The 16,688-nt window shown below is 41.5% G+C and carries 12 protein-coding genes and 1 pseudogene; 3 read left to right on the top strand and 10 right to left on the bottom strand.

Annotation, left to right across the window (positions count from 1 at the left end):
- Positions 1 to 183 precede the first annotated feature (183 nt).
- The 7 genes and pseudogenes from SLU01_RS02565 to ezrA form a co-directional block, all read right to left on the bottom strand.
- A pseudogene (locus SLU01_RS02565) lies at positions 184 to 1,645 on the bottom strand (IS1182 family transposase).
- Between the two features lie 312 nt (positions 1,646 to 1,957).
- On the bottom strand, positions 1,958 to 3,532 hold the full coding sequence (mbcS, locus tag SLU01_RS02560) for an acyl-CoA synthetase MbcS (protein ID WP_147055030.1): 1,575 nt from the start codon (positions 3,530 to 3,532) through the stop codon (positions 1,958 to 1,960).
- A 369-nt stretch (positions 3,533 to 3,901) separates the two neighbouring features.
- Positions 3,902 to 4,114, bottom strand: coding sequence for an alpha/beta-type small acid-soluble spore protein (locus tag SLU01_RS02555; protein WP_147055028.1), 213 nt, complete (start codon positions 4,112 to 4,114; stop codon positions 3,902 to 3,904).
- 132 nt (positions 4,115 to 4,246) lie between these two features.
- Positions 4,247 to 4,456: an alpha/beta-type small acid-soluble spore protein gene (locus tag SLU01_RS02550; RefSeq protein WP_147055026.1), complete on the bottom strand. Its 210-nt coding sequence runs from the start codon at positions 4,454 to 4,456 to the stop codon at positions 4,247 to 4,249.
- A gap of 83 nt (positions 4,457 to 4,539) precedes the next feature.
- On the bottom strand, positions 4,540 to 5,748 hold the full coding sequence (thiI, locus tag SLU01_RS02545) for a tRNA uracil 4-sulfurtransferase ThiI (RefSeq protein WP_147055024.1): 1,209 nt from the start codon (positions 5,746 to 5,748) through the stop codon (positions 4,540 to 4,542).
- A gap of 3 nt (positions 5,749 to 5,751) precedes the next feature.
- Positions 5,752 to 6,882, bottom strand: a complete 1,131-nt coding sequence (locus SLU01_RS02540) for a cysteine desulfurase family protein (RefSeq protein WP_147055022.1) — start codon at positions 6,880 to 6,882, stop codon at positions 5,752 to 5,754.
- Positions 6,883 to 7,103: 221 nt separating this feature from the next.
- On the bottom strand, positions 7,104 to 8,795 hold the full coding sequence (gene ezrA / locus SLU01_RS02535; RefSeq protein ID WP_174842604.1) for a septation ring formation regulator EzrA: 1,692 nt from the start codon (positions 8,793 to 8,795) through the stop codon (positions 7,104 to 7,106).
- Between the two features lie 323 nt (positions 8,796 to 9,118).
- Between ezrA and msrC the strand changes: the two genes are divergently transcribed.
- Positions 9,119 to 9,601 (top strand): free L-methionine (R)-S-oxide reductase MsrC, encoded by a 483-nt coding sequence (gene msrC / locus SLU01_RS02530; protein WP_147055018.1) that lies wholly within the window; start codon positions 9,119 to 9,121, stop codon positions 9,599 to 9,601.
- A 42-nt stretch (positions 9,602 to 9,643) separates the two neighbouring features.
- Here the strand turns inward: msrC and megL are convergent, their stop codons facing one another.
- A complete protein-coding gene (gene megL, locus SLU01_RS02525) occupies positions 9,644 to 10,855 on the bottom strand; it encodes a methionine gamma-lyase (protein ID WP_147055016.1) in 1,212 nt (403 codons plus the stop codon).
- Positions 10,856 to 10,953: 98 nt separating this feature from the next.
- Positions 10,954 to 12,792 (bottom strand): sensor domain-containing diguanylate cyclase, encoded by a 1,839-nt coding sequence (locus tag SLU01_RS02520; RefSeq protein ID WP_170232555.1) that lies wholly within the window; start codon positions 12,790 to 12,792, stop codon positions 10,954 to 10,956.
- A 343-nt stretch (positions 12,793 to 13,135) separates the two neighbouring features.
- Here SLU01_RS02520 and rpsD point away from each other — a divergent pair, with 343 nt between their 5' ends.
- Entirely contained in the window at positions 13,136 to 13,738 is a 603-nt protein-coding gene (gene rpsD / locus SLU01_RS02515; RefSeq protein WP_147055012.1) for a 30S ribosomal protein S4, read from the top strand.
- A gap of 131 nt (positions 13,739 to 13,869) precedes the next feature.
- On the opposite strand, the gene SLU01_RS02510 is transcribed toward rpsD, so the two are convergent.
- Complete coding sequence (locus tag SLU01_RS02510; protein WP_147055039.1) at positions 13,870 to 15,711, bottom strand: DNA ligase D; 1,842 nt, start codon at positions 15,709 to 15,711, stop codon at positions 13,870 to 13,872.
- A 104-nt stretch (positions 15,712 to 15,815) separates the two neighbouring features.
- Here SLU01_RS02510 and ku point away from each other — a divergent pair, with 104 nt between their 5' ends.
- A complete protein-coding gene (gene ku / locus SLU01_RS02505; RefSeq protein WP_147055037.1) occupies positions 15,816 to 16,643 on the top strand; it encodes a non-homologous end joining protein Ku in 828 nt (275 codons plus the stop codon).
- The last annotated feature ends 45 nt before the right edge of the window (positions 16,644 to 16,688 follow it).

Below are 16,688 nucleotides of genomic sequence, written 5' to 3'. Positions count from 1 at the left end.
GGTAAAATATTAGTCCATTATAGACCTTCCACTAATTGCCGTAAAGCAAAGAAAAAACCGCCCCGGTAAAGGAGAGGCCGCTGAAAAACCTACGGTTTTAAGCCTCATAAGTGAGCCTAAATTAAAAAAGACGTTATTTCGTTCGAAATTGAACGAAATAACGTCTTTTTCTTTCATTTTTTCTTACTCTGAGTCCTTCATTAACGTCCTAATCCGTTTGAGATTGACCGCAAATATGGCCAACGCTCCTTGTATCTGCATTCCAAATAGACCCGCGGATGTGGCTACATCATACCCGTGTCTATGTTTCAAGTCGCTATTCTTCGCTTCAATTTTATAGCGGGATTTTGCCTTTTCTTTAAATTCCTCACTATTTTGAAATGCTTCCTGATCTTTATGTTCCGTTGATTTAATCGTCACAGAATAGGTCTTACTTTTAGCGTCTTCCTTATAACAGCCCTCTCTCAACGGGCATACCTTACATTTCTCGACATCAAAATAATACGTCTGGCGTTGATTTTTCCCTACATCCTTTTTATTTGTGCGTGCTTTTCGAATAGCCATATGGCCTGCTTTACAAACATACATCCCTGCATCTTTATTAAATTCAAATTCATCTTCTTTCGCACGACCACCTTGTGTAATTTGCGGATTTAATTTTGAAACTAATTGAAGCCCATTTTCTTTCGCGTAGTGAATATTAACTTTCTCAGAGTAGGCCGTATCCCCAAGAACCGTTTCAATTTCCATGCCCGTAGCATGGCTTTTTTCAATTAACTCTTGCAGATACTTTCCATCACTTTGTTCACCTGTTGTCACGATTGCCGCTGTAATTAATCGTTCATCATTCATCGCAATATGCGTTTTATAGCCAAAGAAAGAAGAGTCTTCTGTCTTATGACCTACTCGTGCATCTGGATCCCTTGAGTAATCAAGCTGTTCCGTATAATCTTCCACAACTTCTTTTAATACATTCAACTTTTCCCTGATCGCTGGAATATTCACTAAGTGGCTCTCTTTTTCAATGGCTGAAATGACCTTTTCACAATACGTTAATTCACCTGCAACTTCGTTAGAAGTGGGTTTCGGTGGGAATTTCTTTTTCATCGATTCATCAATTATGTACACAGCTTTTCGTGCGTTTTTCGATTTCTCCCTTAAAAACTCTACCGGTGATTTTTGATTATAGCGTGCTTTCGTATGTGTAGCGTCCACAATTATTGTTTTACTGTTGATTAACTTTTTGTCCAATGCGATTTCAACTGTCTTTTGAATCAGCAAGTCCAATAACCCCACATCTTGGAGGCGGAGTCTGCGGAATTTCGTTAAGGAACTAGGATCAATCACTGCATCTTCAGGTGCCATATCAAGAAAATATTTAAACGACATATCATATTTAGAACGCTCTACGACATCAATATCCGATAACTCAAAGATCGCTTTTAGTAATAAATATTTGAACATCCGGATCGGTGACACTGCGTTGCGACCGTTATCGGGACAATATTTATTTTTTTAATTCCTCGTACACAAAAGAGAAGTCAACTAGCTCATTGATTTGACGAAGCTGATTATCTTGCGGCACAACAATATCGTAAATCGCCATAAATGGGCTAAGGTTTAACGTTTCTTGGTTTGAAATCATCGGGACACCACCTGAATGTAATACATCAATTATACCGCAGATACAACGAGCCCATCATCAATTTTATTGATGATGGGCTCGTATCATTTCATTTATATAAAGACGATTAGATTCCAAGCAGTCTCCGTTGATTGAAGCGGAAGTCGGCGACTCCAGCGGGATCAGCGGGACAGGTGAGACCCCGCAGGGAGCCAAAGCAAAGCGACGCGGACGAGGAGGCTCACCGCCCGCCCCGCGGAAAGCGTCCGACTGAAGCGGAAATCAACTAATTTGGACTTTTTCAGTGGCCTCGGTAAAGGACGGTCTACATACTTATTTACGTTGTTCAGCTTTCCTTAACTCGACGCGCATAATTTTTCCCGAAGCGGTCTTCGGCAATTCCGTTACAAATTCGATTGTGCGCGGATATTTATAGGGTGCCGTTAGCGTCTTCACATGTTCTTGCAATTCTTTCACCAAATCCTCGCTCTGCTCCAAGTTAGGATCACGCAAGACAATGAATGCTTTCACAATGCTCCCTCGAACTTCATCAGGGCTTCCAACGACAGCACATTCACGGACAGCGGTGTGCTTTGTCAATGCATCTTCGACTTCAAACGGTCCAATTGTATAACCCGAGCTTATGATAATATCATCCCCACGTCCTTCAAACCAGAAATAGCCATCCTCATCCAACTTTGCACGATCTCCAGTTACATAATATTCGCCTCTGAACTGCATGTTCGTGCGTTCTGGGTCGTTCAAATATTCTTTGAAGAGGGCTGGGGTAGAAATATGGACAGCAATATCGCCAACTCCACCAGGGGATACGGGCTTGCCTTCTTCATCGATAATATCTACACGGTTCCCTGGTGTAGGTTTTCCCATCGACCCAGGTCTTGCTTCCATACCGAGCATCGTTCCGACAAGCAACGTATTCTCTGTTTGACCGTATCCATCCCTTACAGGAAGATCAAAAACATTTTTGAAAGTATCAATGACTTCCCTATTCAACGGCTCACCGGCGGATACCGCACTTTTTAACGAAGAGAGATCATATTTCTGAAGGTTATCTGCCTTTGCCATGAAACGGTACTCAGTAGGCGTACAACAAAGCACATTCACTTCATATTTCTTAATCATTTCCAAATAGACCTTCACATCGAAGCGTCCATCATATATAAGACCTGTTGCTCCACTGCCAAGGACGGATAGGAATGGCGTCCATATCCATTTCTGCCAACCGGGTGCAGCTGTCGCCCAAACAACGTCTCCCTCTTCAATGCCAAGCCAGTTCGGTCCCGCTGTACGCAAATGGGCATATCCCCAAGCATGCGTATGGACGACTCCTTTTGGTTTTCCTGTCGTACCCGATGTATAGGATAGAAATGCCATATCCGTTCCATCCGTTTCAGTCCCCTCAAAATCAGATGAAGCCGACTCCATTAAGTGCGTTAATGATTTCTGTCCTTCCTTCGCTTCACCAATAACAAATAATTGAACTTCGTCTAAATTATTGACGGACTCAAACTGATCCATGAATGCTTCATAGGCAACGATCGCTTTTGCACCACTATGCTCCAAGCGGTATTCAATATCGGATGAACGCAACATTTCTGAGCTAGGGATAACTACAATACCTGCCTTCAAAGCGCCGATATACGTAACATAGGCATCAATCAGACGCGGAACCATAACGAGGATTACGTCTCCCTTTGCTAATCCACTCTCAAGAAAAACATTTGCTGCTCTATTAGCAGAAACCATCAATTCGTCATATGTAATTTCCTGCTCTTGCCCTTTCGAGTTAACATAAATAAGCGCACGCTTTCCATCACCAGTTGCATACTTTTCGAATTCAGAAACGAGGTTATACTTCTCAGGTGCCATCAATTGTTCGCGATTCATTCGTCTCTCCCCCTTTTGTATGTCCTAATTATACAAATTCATCGCGGAAAGTTCAAAACATATTTATTTTTCTTGCATATCCTTGAATAATCCAAACGGTGAATGTGAAGACTGTGGGATAATCAAATCACAGAATTCAATCCAGCTCCAGGCGGCAGTCTCGGGTCACTTCGATCTTGAAAGAAAAGGCAAAGAGCACTTTTTTTCAAGCTCTCCAGTGAAAGCCGTTACGAAGAACGGCTTTTGCGAGAAAAAGCGAAGCGTTACGAGCACATCTTTGCTCTAACTGTCGTGGCTAAATGCCTCCTTCCGCTTTATAATGAAAAACTGCCTCGGAAATAAATTTCCGAGACAGCTTTCATGAAATTATTATTGTTGTTGGTAACCGTTCATTTGCTGTTGGGCTTGACGCACTAATCGCTTAGTGATTTCTCCGCCGACGGATCCGTTGGCACGCGATGTGGAGTCCGGTCCAAGGTTAACACCAAATTCTGCTGCAATTTCGTTCTTCATTTGGTCGATGGCTTGTTGAACTCCTGGTACTAGAAGCTGATTTGAGTTGCCGCTGTTGTTGTTTGGCATGTCGTTGTCACCTCCTTGTAACTATAGAATGGTCCGTATCCGGAAAATCATGCAAAGGATTTTGATTTTCTAAATGGTAATTTTTTCAAAAAACTGCCCCGAAGTTAGATTCGGGACAGTTTTCATGCACTTTTATTTTTGGTAACCGTTCATTTGCTGTTGGGCTTGACGCACTAATCGCTTAGTGATTTCTCCGCCGACGGATCCGTTGGCACGCGATGTGGAGTCCGGTCCAAGGTTAACACCAAATTCTGCCGCGATTTCGTTCTTCATTTGGTCGATAGCTTGTTGTACCCCTGGTACGAGGAGTTGGTTTGAGTTGCCGCTGTTGTTGTTAGCCATGTTGTTGTCACCTCCTTGTGACAATAGAATGGTCCGTTTCCGGAAATTCATGCAGGAGGTTTTAACGGGAATTTTTTCCTTACTTACAGCAAGTCGGAAAAATCGGCATCTGCTTGACGCTGTTCGAATGCCTCGATAGTCGTTCTATTTCTAACCGCTTCATCAATCAAAGGCGGAAAATCAAAGAAGCTTTCAAAGTGTTGAACCTTTTCGATTTTAGGTTTTGTTTTAGGATTGGAAGGTGTAAAAATGGTGCAGCAATCCTCATAAGGTCTTATTGAAATATCGTATGTCCCAATTTTTTGGGAGATATCGATAATCTCCAGTTTATCCATCGCAATAAGCGGCCTTAAGATTGGTGTCGCTGTCACTTCATTAATAGCCGTTAAACTGTCAAGCGTTTGACTGGCAACCTGCCCAAGACTTTCACCAGTTATTATTGCTAATGCACCGATCTCTTCTCGTACTTTATCTGCAATTTGAAGCATCATTCTTCTCGTTGTTGTCATCGATAAATTATCCGGAACTTGTTTCACAATTGCTTGTTGCAACTCTGTAAAAGGGATGATATGCAGACGGACGGACGCACCGAATGAACTGAGCTGTTCCGTCAAATCCGTTACTTTTCGTTTTGCCAATTCACTTGTATAAGGCGGACTTGCAAAATGGATCGCATCTATCGATACACCGCGCTTCATCAAAAGATAACCGGCAACCGGACTATCTATCCCTCCAGAAAGCATCAGCAGTGAATGTCCGTTGGAACCGACTGGCATCCCACCTGCACCTTTAAATACTTTTGACGTAAGAAAAGCTCCGTCTTTGCGGATATCGACGAGTAAAAGGATATCCGGCTTTTTCATTTGTACGACAAGTTCCGGAAATTGGCTCAGTACATGCCCACCGATTTCTTGCTGCAGTTCTCCCGTCACATAAGGAAATGTTTTGTCTGCGCGTTTTATCTCTACTTTAAAAGTCCGCCCTGTTGTTTCCCCTGAACCGATGACGTCAATGGCTTTCTTTTTGATAGCATCGAGATCTGCTTCACATTTAGCAACTGGACTGAAAGACTGAATTCCAAAAATATGTGGTAGCCTTTCAATTGCTTTTTTCATATCTTCTTCATCATCTGCGACTAAAAACATTCGATCCCGCTCAGCTTTTAAACGTACTGACTGTAAATCCCGCATCGCGTCTTTTATATTGTTTTTCAATTTACGTACGAACACATTTCGGTTTCGGCCCTTTAAAGATAACTCACCATACCTAATTAAAATTTCATTCCACTCCATCAGTTACATTCCCTTCTCAATCAATTCCATGAAACGGTGTAAGACGTCTATAAATTCTTTCACCTGTTCTTTTGTATTAGTGTTGCCGAAACTTACACGGATGACACCGTTTTTAAACTTATTGTCCAAGCCGATCGTTTCGATGACATGGCTGGCTTTTTTATTTTTCGATGAACAAGCGCTCGAAGTTGAAATGATGATGCCTTGCTCTTGAAAATAATTGACTGCCACTTCTCCTTTTATCGATTTAAACGCAAGTGAGACGATATGTGGTGCACCGTCCAAAGGAGACAGGACTTGGACCTTCTCAATAGTTCCACATGCCTCGACGAGCATATTTCGCCATTCCCGAAAATTGGTTCTTTCTTCTTTCACAGAACTGATTCGCATCGCTTTTGCCATCGCGACAGCATTTGGCACTGATACTGTTCCGCTTCTTATCCCGTTTTCCTGCCCGCCGCCAAAATTGATTGGACTGGGCTTAATACCTTTTTTCAAAAGCAATACGCCGGAGTTTTTTAAACCATTTACTTTATGAGCTGAAATCGTGATCGCATCCACGCCTAACTCTTCCATGCTAACTGGCAATTTTCCGAAACTTTGGACGCAATCTGAATGGAAAATAGCACGACTGTTGCGTTTAATCAATTCAGCACATTGGCGAATAGGTTGAATCGTCCCGATTTCGTTATTGACATGCATAATGCTAACAAGGATCGTTTCTTTTTTCAGCTTCGCTGTTAATTCTTCTATTGAAATCCTGCCCTGTTCATCTACAGCGAGATACTCAACATCAAATCCGGTTTGTTCCAGTTGTCTGCAGGCATTCAAAATGGAAGGGTGTTCGATTTGAGTAGTGATAATATGGTTGCCTCGTGACTTGTATGCTTCGGAGAGACCGAGGATGGCTAAATTATTCGATTCGGTTCCCCCGGAAGTTAATATAGCTTCTCCGTCCTCGTTGTCGACGATGGACAGCATTTGTTTTTTTGAACGGTTTAGTAAAGCCTCCGCTTCTCTTCCCATTACATGTATCGATGCCGGATTGGCATAATATTTTATATTAGCGGCGATGAAAGATTCAAGAACACTTTCATCGGGCTGCGTTGTTGCACTATTATCAAAATAAATCATTACAATTTCCCTTTCTTTAAAAAAGCCTTTCGCCTTTCGCTTTTCGCTGTCCAGCTACAGGCGCTAGATGCTCGGGTCATAAGTCAAAGCTACTCTGTGGCAAAAACCGCCACGCCGTATCTTCGCCTTATGCCTGTCGCATCTGAGCAAGCGCCTTTCGCTTTTCGAATGACAAAGCCACCTGCACTCTATATGCCGGTGGCTTTTTATGTTACTTTGCTTTACACATGCTCTTTCAACATTTCCTCAATCCGTTTTATCGCTCCAGGCTCGACCGCTTCGACTGCTGTGGCGGCTTCTTCTAGAGCTTTGGCATAACGGAATTGCCTGAATGATTCTTCCGCGTCTAACAAACGCTCATGCATCTCCGGATTGGAGGCGCGATATCGGTTTCCATATTGGATGATCCGTTCAATTAGCATAACATTTTCCAACAGCTCTTCCACTTTGCCTTTTACGTCTTCTACGACACGATCGGCATTAGCCAAGTAACTTTCCGCGACTGTGATGTTGAGCGGTACTTCCTGCAAACTTTGGCTGACAAGGTAAAGCTGCTCCTCCGCCTCTTCAAGCCGCGCATCCATTTCGTCCGGAATGCCTGGTATATTTCCACGGTGAAGCATCCTGTCCGTATTTTGAAGATCCCGTGAGAGGTCATTCAATCGATTTCTAACGTTATTTTCATCGATTCGTAAGTTTTTCATACGGTTGGCAAGACTTTCTCGTTCCTCTTCAATTCCTTCAAGCTCATCAGTGATCTGCTTAAGCTCTGCTTGTAGGGAAGAGTAGGCTGATTCCTTATCCTCAAGCAAGATTTTCAATGTATCATATCGTTTTTGGAGAGTTTCAAGCTTTTTTAAGTTCAACTGCGGTAATTTTGCCTCTTTTTCTTCCAACCGATAACTTTGTTGGACATACGCCGCTTCGTTGAATGTCTCTTTCGTCAAACTTGTGATGGTCGCCAACGATTCTTCCACTTCTTCAAAATACATTTCAATGTAATGCCTTGCGTTGACCTCATTTTCTAATGAATCATAGCATGTTTCAATCCGGTCGAACATTTCCATTGCATTTTGGCGCACGGTATCAATATCCAGATCGGACATTTTTTGTAATAGTTCCTCGATATTCATTTCCATTTCATCCATTTGTTTTGGAATCTCCAGATGCGCTAAATTATACGATTGTTCTTCCATTTCCTTTATCCCATTCCGCAATTCCCGAATGGAAGCAGGAATCTTGCTTTGCAGATCCGTTAATAAGGATGGAATATCATGGATAAGCGTCGAGAGATTTTCGCCCTTTGATACAAGGGTAATGACGATTTCACGCGCTTGCAAATAGTTTCCATTAGCCGTCAATTCATCGTACTCTTCAAATTTAGGAGCAAAAGATTCCAGTTCTTTCTCCAATGGTTCAACCGTCATACCGAAAGAGTGCTGATGCGCCAATATCGTCTTGCGCGCCAGGCGATATTGTTCATGCAGTTTTTCGATTTCAATTCGATTCTTTTCTTCGCTGCCTATTAATTCATTCAGTTCTTCCAATATGTCGTTCTTTCTCTTATCACATTGTCGGATTTTTTCTTGGATTTCTTTTTCCGTCAACGTCGCCTTTTTGAAACGGAACCGATCGATCATATCTTCCGCATCAAACAGCATTGAATCGATTTTAGGCATATGTACGTCAACAACTTCTGTCCACTCATTCCGCCAACGTTCGAATTTCTCTTCGGTTTCACCTGTCATATTCAATTGTTTAACTTTCATCATTTCTTCAAAGATCGGCTTGTTTTGAATCTGCATCTTTTCATGCTCTAGCCTGCCGATTTCACTTATATGTTTACGCCTGAATAAAAATGCGATCGTGATAAGCACAATTAAAATTATAATTGGAATGATGAAGTATTTCATCATTGTGATCCCCCTATTCCGAAGTCACTAAATATGAAGTTTTTATCGTTTTCGTTTATATTGATAAGTGATTACAGACGATGTCGACTCTTTGGAAGTTGCAAGTCGTCCCAAAATATATCGATAAATCGTAATCACCCTTATTATTTTCAATTGATGCTAAAATAATATTATCTTATATAGTAACATGTTTAAAGTGTTTTCGTATCGAAAAGGAACGAATTATAGGGAAAAAGGTGTTTTTTCGTCAAAACCAACGAAATTTGTAGAAATACTGCATGGAACGTATACTGTATGTATGACTATTTTAGGGGGTGCTTTTTTTGTATACTGCGATTGATTATTCAAATGTCCCAACAGAAAAATACAGCCAACTGACGAAGCAGCTCGATGCCTTGCTATCCGGCGAACCAAACCGATATGCTAACTTAAGTAACGCATCCGCTTTGCTTAATCAATTTTTCGACCGTATTAATTGGGTCGGCTTTTATTTGATGGATGGAAACGATGAACTTGTCCTTGGTCCGTTCCAAGGCTTACCTGCCTGCATACGAATTCCGCTCGGAAGAGGGGTATGCGGCACTGCTGCTGCAGAGGGAAAAACCATACTCGTTCCGGACGTCAATCAATTCCCAGGCCATATCGCTTGTGATGCGGCTTCTCGCTCGGAAATCGTCGTGCCGCTCGTAAAAGACGGAGAAGTTCTTGGAGTGCTCGATATTGATAGCCCCGAGCTTAACCGCTTTAATGAAGACGATCAAAAAGGTCTTGAAGAAGTCGTGAAAATACTTATTAAACATTTATAACAAAAACATGGCTCGACAGAAAGTTGTCGGGCCATGTTTTTTTCACGCTAATGTTGAACTATTTTGCTCCAAAACAGTAAATGCAGATGTCAAATCGGCAATTAGGTCCTCGGCATGCTCCAATCCTACAGATAAACGTAGTAGTGAATCGGTAATCCCCATTTGCAGACGATCCGCCTCCGGCACTCCTGAATGCGTCATTGTCGCCGGATGTTGAATAAGCGTCTCCGCATCTCCAAGACTTACGGCTATCTTTATTAATGAAAGGCTGTCCATGAATAATTGCGCACCTTTCTTACCACCTTTTACCGTAAATGAAATCAATCCACCGCCGGCCTTCATTTGACGCTTCGCAATTTCGAATTGCGGATTCCCTGCGTCGAACGGATAATAAATATCTTCAACAAATTGTTGGCCTTTTAAATAGACAAGAAGTTTTTCAGCGTTCACTGTATGCCTATCCATCCTTACAGGCAACGTCTTCAACCCGCGTATTAATAACCAAGCATCAAAAGGAGACATGATGGCGCCATAGTCCTTTTGTACAGTCATCCGGATCTTCTCTATTTCATCTGCATCTTTTCCAACGAGTAGACCAGCAATAACATCTCCATGCCCATTAATATATTTCGTTGCACTGTGCAGTACAAAGTCTGCTCCGATATCAATCGGGTTTTGTAAATAAGGGGAGGTGAACGTATTATCGACTACAACTTTCAAGCCATGTCGATTAGCAACATTTACGACCTTTTGTAAATCCACCAATTCCATTGTCGGATTTATCGGCGTTTCTACATAAATACAGACCGTTTCCGGTGTAATCTCTTTTTCAATTTCCTCTTCTGTCGTCATACTGATGAGGCTATGGGTAATATTATATTTTTCTTTCATGATTCCTAGCAGACCGAACGTACAACCATAGATTCCCCTTGAACATATAATGTGATCTCCGGCTTTCGTCAAATGGACGAGAATTGAACTAACCGCAGCCATGCCGGAACCGAATGCGAGTGCACCTGCACCGTTTTCAAGCGCAGCCATTCTTTTTTCAAGCACTTGGACCGTCGGACTGCCTAATCTTGAGTAAATGTTCCCCGCTTCTTCTCCTGAAAATCGCTTTTCCCCTTGCAATGCATTTTCAAATGCATATGTGGATGTTTGATATAGCGGCACCGCCAAGCTTCCATGATGCAAAGAATCATCATAGCCTTCATGTACAACAAGCGTGTCTTTATGAAGTGTATCTTTTTTCATTTCTATTCCACCCTTCTGTTTTTGTAAGCACTTACATTCCCTATTTTCATTCTACTCTTTTTTCTATGAAAGAAAAAGAGTCTCATCAGCAACATTTTTCATTTGCTTGATGAGACTCCATGTATGATGTATTGATTTTTCCCGTTATTTTTGGCACGATAAAGGGCCTTGTCCGTGAATTGGAAAATTTCCTTGTAAGAAGTGCCGTCAGTCGGCGACCACCTGCTCATACCAATTGAAACTGTCACTTGAGGATTCGTCTGCGCAGGAATGCTTTCAACAAGCATTTTTGCGAATTCAATTCCATCTTTCATTTTCATTGACGGCAAGAAAATTGCAATTTCCTCCCCACCCCATCTACTTGCAATTCCAAACCCTTTAATTTTCGATAGGATGAAAGATGATATTTGCCGCAAAACCTCATCTCCGGTTGTATGACCGTAACTATCATTAACCATTTTGAAATCATCAACGTCCAGTAATAAAAATATACTTTCTTCCTTTTTATTAATGGCGGCTGCGACCGATTTGTCTAAATACGTTCGTGTGTACAATTTCGTTAAATTGTCTTTATCGACAAGTTCTTGTAATTGATCTCGAAGCAATATATTCGAAATCGCCAATGATGAATGACTAATAAGGGATCGCATCAGTTTGAAGCTATCGAAAGAGAAAAAGTATTCTTCTTTATGCAATAGAACGACAAATCCAATCATATCTCCCCTATTTGTAATAGGAAGTGCGACTAGCGATTTAAATGAATTTCCATCGCCCTCACAGTTTTTAACATTCGCATCAAAGATCGCTTCCTCCCCCATACTGAATCGGGCAAAGATCTTATCCACAAATTCCGCACCTGCATCGTCCTGGAAAAATGAAGTGCTGATAGGTGCTATGTCGTAATCTTCATTAAAAACAAAAGCCATTTCACTCGGTTGAAATGCTTTCTTAAATTGTGTCATAAGAAATGCAATCATCTCTTGAAGATCCAAATTACTGTTCAATTTTCTAGAAGCTTCATTCACTAATTGCAAATCGTTCACAAGCCGATGTGATTGTTCGTAAAGACTCGCGTTTTCAAGAGCACTTCCCGCCGCATTTGAAATCAGCCTAATGAAATTCTTTTGTGTCACTGTAAATTCAGTGTCTTTCGGAGCCATGATCTGCAATACTCCATAAATACCCTGCCTGCCACGAATCGGTGCATTCATCAAATTGCATGATAGATCCAAGGCCTTTTCAACAGTCATCTCCCCTGAAAGGAAAGCATCCACGGCCGAGGCGCGTTCATTTAAATAATCAAATAACCGGTATTCCTTAATTTTCCCTTTTTGCTCATGTGACAGGAGCAGATGTACTTCATACGCGGGAAACGACTTGGATACAGCCCCCATCATTCCTTCAAGGATGACATTGCTTTCCATTGTAGAATTAAAGAGCTCAGTCACTTCAAATAGTCGTCTATAGGTCTTTTCCTTATCATAAAGCTGACGAATCTTCACAACTTGACTAAAAAAAGTTCCAAATACTTTTTTCAATTCCTTCAAGTAAGGAGTTGAGGCAAATTCAAGCCATTTCTCCGTTGACTTAAAAAGTACAGCGCCTAGCGGGTTAAGCTCGTAATCCCGGATTACGAGAGAGTCGTCTGCGTATTCAGAACCAACGTGTGCAACGTTCGATATAAATGAAACATTTAAAATCGGATGATCCTTCATCGAATCATTTGATATGGATGCGCTTTCTTCACCTAGGGATAAAGGTATGAAGCGATTATTATCATACAGAAGTATGTCTGAATTCGGGATTTCAAAACAATTCATGAATAGTTTCTTGAATTCAACTAGCGTAGTCTCCAACTGTAGCTCATCGAAACTGCTGGAAAGTAAATCGAATATTGCACATTTCAATTCATTTAGCATCGATCTATAGTCATTCATCCTATCACCCTCATCTATACGTCCCTTAAAATATATGTCTATATTCATATTCTAATGTATTTATCCTATATTTAACAGCTTTTTGAATAGGACTTTTCGCCGTTTTGATTCAAACAAAAAAACTTGACTCTCATTTGCAGAGTTGGTATGATGGACCTTGTGTAAAATAGTTGCAGCAGTTGTATGATTCATGCTGTCCAGTCTATTCCTTTCAAAAAGGTGTATCGCGTAACCTCGAGGCTGCTGAGGCGAGGATGCAAGAGTATAGAATGGCACAAGAATTGAATGCATCTGGTTCTTATTTTACAACAAAATAAAACCAATTTAAGAGGAGGAGTCTTTCATGGCTCGTTATACAGGTCCATCATGGAAACTTTCCCGTCGTCTTGGCGTTTCGCTAAGCGGTACTGGAAAAGAAATCGAAAAACGCCCTTACGCACCAGGACAACACGGTCCTACACAACGTAAAAAACTTTCCGAATACGGATTGCAATTACAAGAGAAACAAAAACTTCGTTTCATGTTCGGCGTGAACGAACGTCAATTCAAAACTGTTTTCAACAAAGCTGGTAAAATGCCTGGTAAGCATGGTGAAAACTTCATGATCCTTCTTGAAACTCGCCTTGACAACCTAGTATACCGCATGGGTCTTGCACGCACTCGTCGTGCAGCACGCCAACTTGTCAACCACGGACATATCCTAGTTGACGGCAAGCGCGTTGACATCCCATCTTACAGCGTAAAACCTGGTCAAGAGATTTCACTTCGTGAAAAATCTCAAAACCTTAACGTTGTAAACGAAGCTCTTGAAGTGAACAACTATGTTCCTGAGTACGTTACATTCAATGCTGACACTAAAGTCGGTTCATTCGTACGTCTTCCAGAGCGCAGCGAACTTGCTGCTGAAATTAACGAAGCTCTTATCGTTGAATTCTACAGCCGTTAATAACATGCTTAGTTTAAACCCCGGAAATTGCTATTTCCGGGGTTTTTATTTTTGCTCTTGTGTGATAAACAGTTGAAACGAATAAACGAGCCGTTCCGGAGAAGAATGAGCCTTTCCCTGAATAAAGGATCTTATTGTTTTGCCAAAAGTGCTTTTAAGTGCTCGAGAACTTCCATGAACGGCTGCTGATCACCAGTTTCCTGAAAATCACGAAACGGATTGCCGATTGTCTTAATTCTGTCAGGCATCGTCAGAATGGTAAATGACTTCGGGCTCAATGACTGCGTCACCTCTCCCCACTCTAGCGGAGCAGCTACAGTCGCTTCTTCCCTTCCTCTCGGTGAATAAGGCGCTACGATCGTCTTCCCTTCATGATGCTGAACGTAATCCAAATAAAGCTTATTGCCTCTATTCTTTTTCAGACGTTCAGTTGTAAACCAATTCGGTTCTTGATCGCAAAGAAAATCACAAACGAATTTCGTGAAAATCCGGGTGTCTTCATAGTGAAATGTATGGAGCGGCAGAGGAATATACAACTGCAAACCCTTTCCTCCTGATGTTTTAACGAAAGACTGCAACTCAAATTGGTCGAATATCATCTTCATGCGTAAGGCAGCTTCGACAGCTACTGTAAATTCGTCTACTGAAGGGGGGTCTAAATCAAATACAATTTCCGTCGGATATTCAGTTGCAATCGTTTGAAAAGGAATATGGAATTCCAACGCAAGCTGGTTCCCTAACCATAGTAGCGTCTCAATATTGTTGCAAACTATATAGTCGATCTCATCACTTCTTGACGTTCTCACGAAATCAGGCATATAATTCGGAGCGTTTTTCTGATAAAACTTTTCACCCGGGACACCATGGGCATATCGGATAACCGTCAGCAACCGATTGCGTAAAAAGGGGAGCATATAAGGAGATACCGATTGCAAATAAAGCAAATAATCATCTTTCCCAACGCCAAGTTTTGGCCATACAGGCTTATCGGGATGCGTAATTTGTACAGTTTCAGGAATTGGATAAAGTTGTCGAAGCATAAGTCGCCACTGGCAAGCTTCCAAGTCGATTTCAAAATCAAATGATGAAAATCTCGGTTCACGAAGATGCTTTCCATCAAAATCGATGCAATGAATTTTCACACAAATGGATGGCTCAAGTACCCATGCAGATTCATTTATTTTTTTGCCCTTCGTCCGAAACAGCATACTCAACGTTTGCAATTCATCCTCATCGAACCCATGTAAAAATGTGACAACTTCTATAAGTTCTTCATTTTTAAAGACCGCGCCAGTAAAGAATCCATTCGCTTTATCATATTTCGTTACGATAACGTTTACAGTCCGCCAGTTTTTCACTTTGACCCAATGAACAGTTCTCTTCGCATTGTCCCATGGACTCGAGTTTCTTTTAGCGATAATACCTTCCCCATTATTCGTCACGACTAACGGCCATATTTTCTCCGCATCTAAAAACACTTCGATTTGTTGAATACATGCCGAATTTAAGTAATCAATTTTCAATGGCAGCCCGATCTTTTCAAATAACTTTGCCAAACTTTCCTTTCTTTTAAATAATGGAAGTTCGGTTTGATCCCTTTTCTTATATGCAAGAAGATCAAAAACGATATATTTGCATGGAAATGCTTTGGCATGCTGTTCGATAACGTTTTTTTGCCGCATCCTCCCCCGTGTCTGTACAATTGTAAATTCACTTCTGTAATCATTTCGTAAATGCACTAATTCTCCATCAAGAGTTAAAGGGAGAAACTGTGTTATCGTTTCTCCGAGACTTTCGCAAAACCGGATGATTTCAGGATACATATCATTCAGCAGTTTTTCATTTCTGCTAAACAGCTGAACGCCATTTTCCGTCCAGTGCAGGATGCATCGAAAACCATCATATTTCGTTTCATATAACCATTCTTTCCCTGTTGGAATAACGCTTGCGTCTGTCATTAACATCGGCTTCATCCATGATCGCTCCATCGTTTTTCTTTTATTGTTTGGTATTAATCTTTTCATATACATAGGAATGAGCCAGCTTTCCATACTAAGCATAAAAGCGGGTGATTTCATTGCATACAATATGGAAAGGCAGCATCAGTTTCGGACTTGTCAATATTCCGATCAAGCTTCACGCGGCAACGGAAAACAACGACATCAAATTGCGTCAACTTCACAAAGAGTGCCACTCTCCGATCAGTTATCAAAAAGTATGCCCGATTTGTGATAAAGAAGTGAAAACCGAGGAAATCGTTAAGGCGTATGAATATACGAAAAACAAATTTGTCGTGCTCGATGATGAGGAGCTTGAAAAGCTGAAGAAGGAAAATGAGGACAAAGCTGTGCAGATCATTGATTTTGTAAAGTTGGAAGAAATTGACCCGATCTATTTCGAAAGAAGTTATTTCATGGCACCTGATGCGAACGGAGGCAAGGCGTATGCGTTATTGCGGAAGGCTTTGAAGGAATCGGGAAAAATAGGTGTCGCAAAGATTATTATTCGTTCGAAGGAACAATTAGCAGTTGTAAGGGTCTATAAGGACTCTTTATTAATGGAAACGATTCATTTTCCGGATGAAGTTCGCAATGTCGGGGATGTACCGAATATTCCGGATGAAGATACCGTCGTGAAAAAGGAACTCGACACCGCTCTTCTATTAGTGGATCAATTGACGACTGTCTTCGACCCTGACAAATATACGGATGAATATCGAACGGCGCTAATGGAATTGATTGAAGAGAAGAAATCAGGCAATGCTACTGTCGCCACACAAGAAAAACAGCCTATCTCCCCGTCCAACACAACAGATCTGATGGCTGCATTACAAGCATCTCTGGATAAAACAAAAAAGAAGAAGCCAGCACCACGAAAACGCGCCGCCGCGAAGATGAAAGCTTAAGAAAACAGGTGACAGCCACCCGAACAATTCCGAATTGTTTGGATG

The sequence above is a fragment of the Sporosarcina luteola genome (assembly GCF_007991495.1).
GTDB classification, from domain to species: domain Bacteria; phylum Bacillota; class Bacilli; order Bacillales_A; family Planococcaceae; genus Sporosarcina; species Sporosarcina luteola.
Note: the sequence above shows the minus strand (reverse complement) of the source record. Positions and strands in the feature narration are given on the sequence as shown.

Coding starts and splice junctions, on each gene's coding strand:
- megL (WP_147055016.1), bottom strand. CDS start 10,855: ATGAAAAAAGATACACTTCATAAAGACACGCTTGTTGTACATGAAGGC.
- SLU01_RS02555 (WP_147055028.1), bottom strand. CDS start 4,114: ATGCCAAACAACAACAGCGGCAACTCAAATCAGCTTCTAGTACCAGGA.
- SLU01_RS02510 (WP_147055039.1), bottom strand. CDS start 15,711: ATGAAGCCGATGTTAATGACAGACGCAAGCGTTATTCCAACAGGGAAA.
- rpsD (WP_147055012.1), top strand. CDS start 13,136: ATGGCTCGTTATACAGGTCCATCATGGAAACTTTCCCGTCGTCTTGGC.
- ezrA (WP_174842604.1), bottom strand. CDS start 8,795: ATGAAATACTTCATCATTCCAATTATAATTTTAATTGTGCTTATCACG.
- SLU01_RS02540 (WP_147055022.1), bottom strand. CDS start 6,882: ATGATTTATTTTGATAATAGTGCAACAACGCAGCCCGATGAAAGTGTT.
- mbcS (WP_147055030.1), bottom strand. CDS start 3,532: ATGAATCGCGAACAATTGATGGCACCTGAGAAGTATAACCTCGTTTCT.
- SLU01_RS02520 (WP_170232555.1), bottom strand. CDS start 12,792: ATGAATGACTATAGATCGATGCTAAATGAATTGAAATGTGCAATATTC.
- thiI (WP_147055024.1), bottom strand. CDS start 5,748: ATGGAGTGGAATGAAATTTTAATTAGGTATGGTGAGTTATCTTTAAAG.
- SLU01_RS02550 (WP_147055026.1), bottom strand. CDS start 4,456: ATGGCTAACAACAACAGCGGCAACTCAAACCAACTCCTCGTACCAGGG.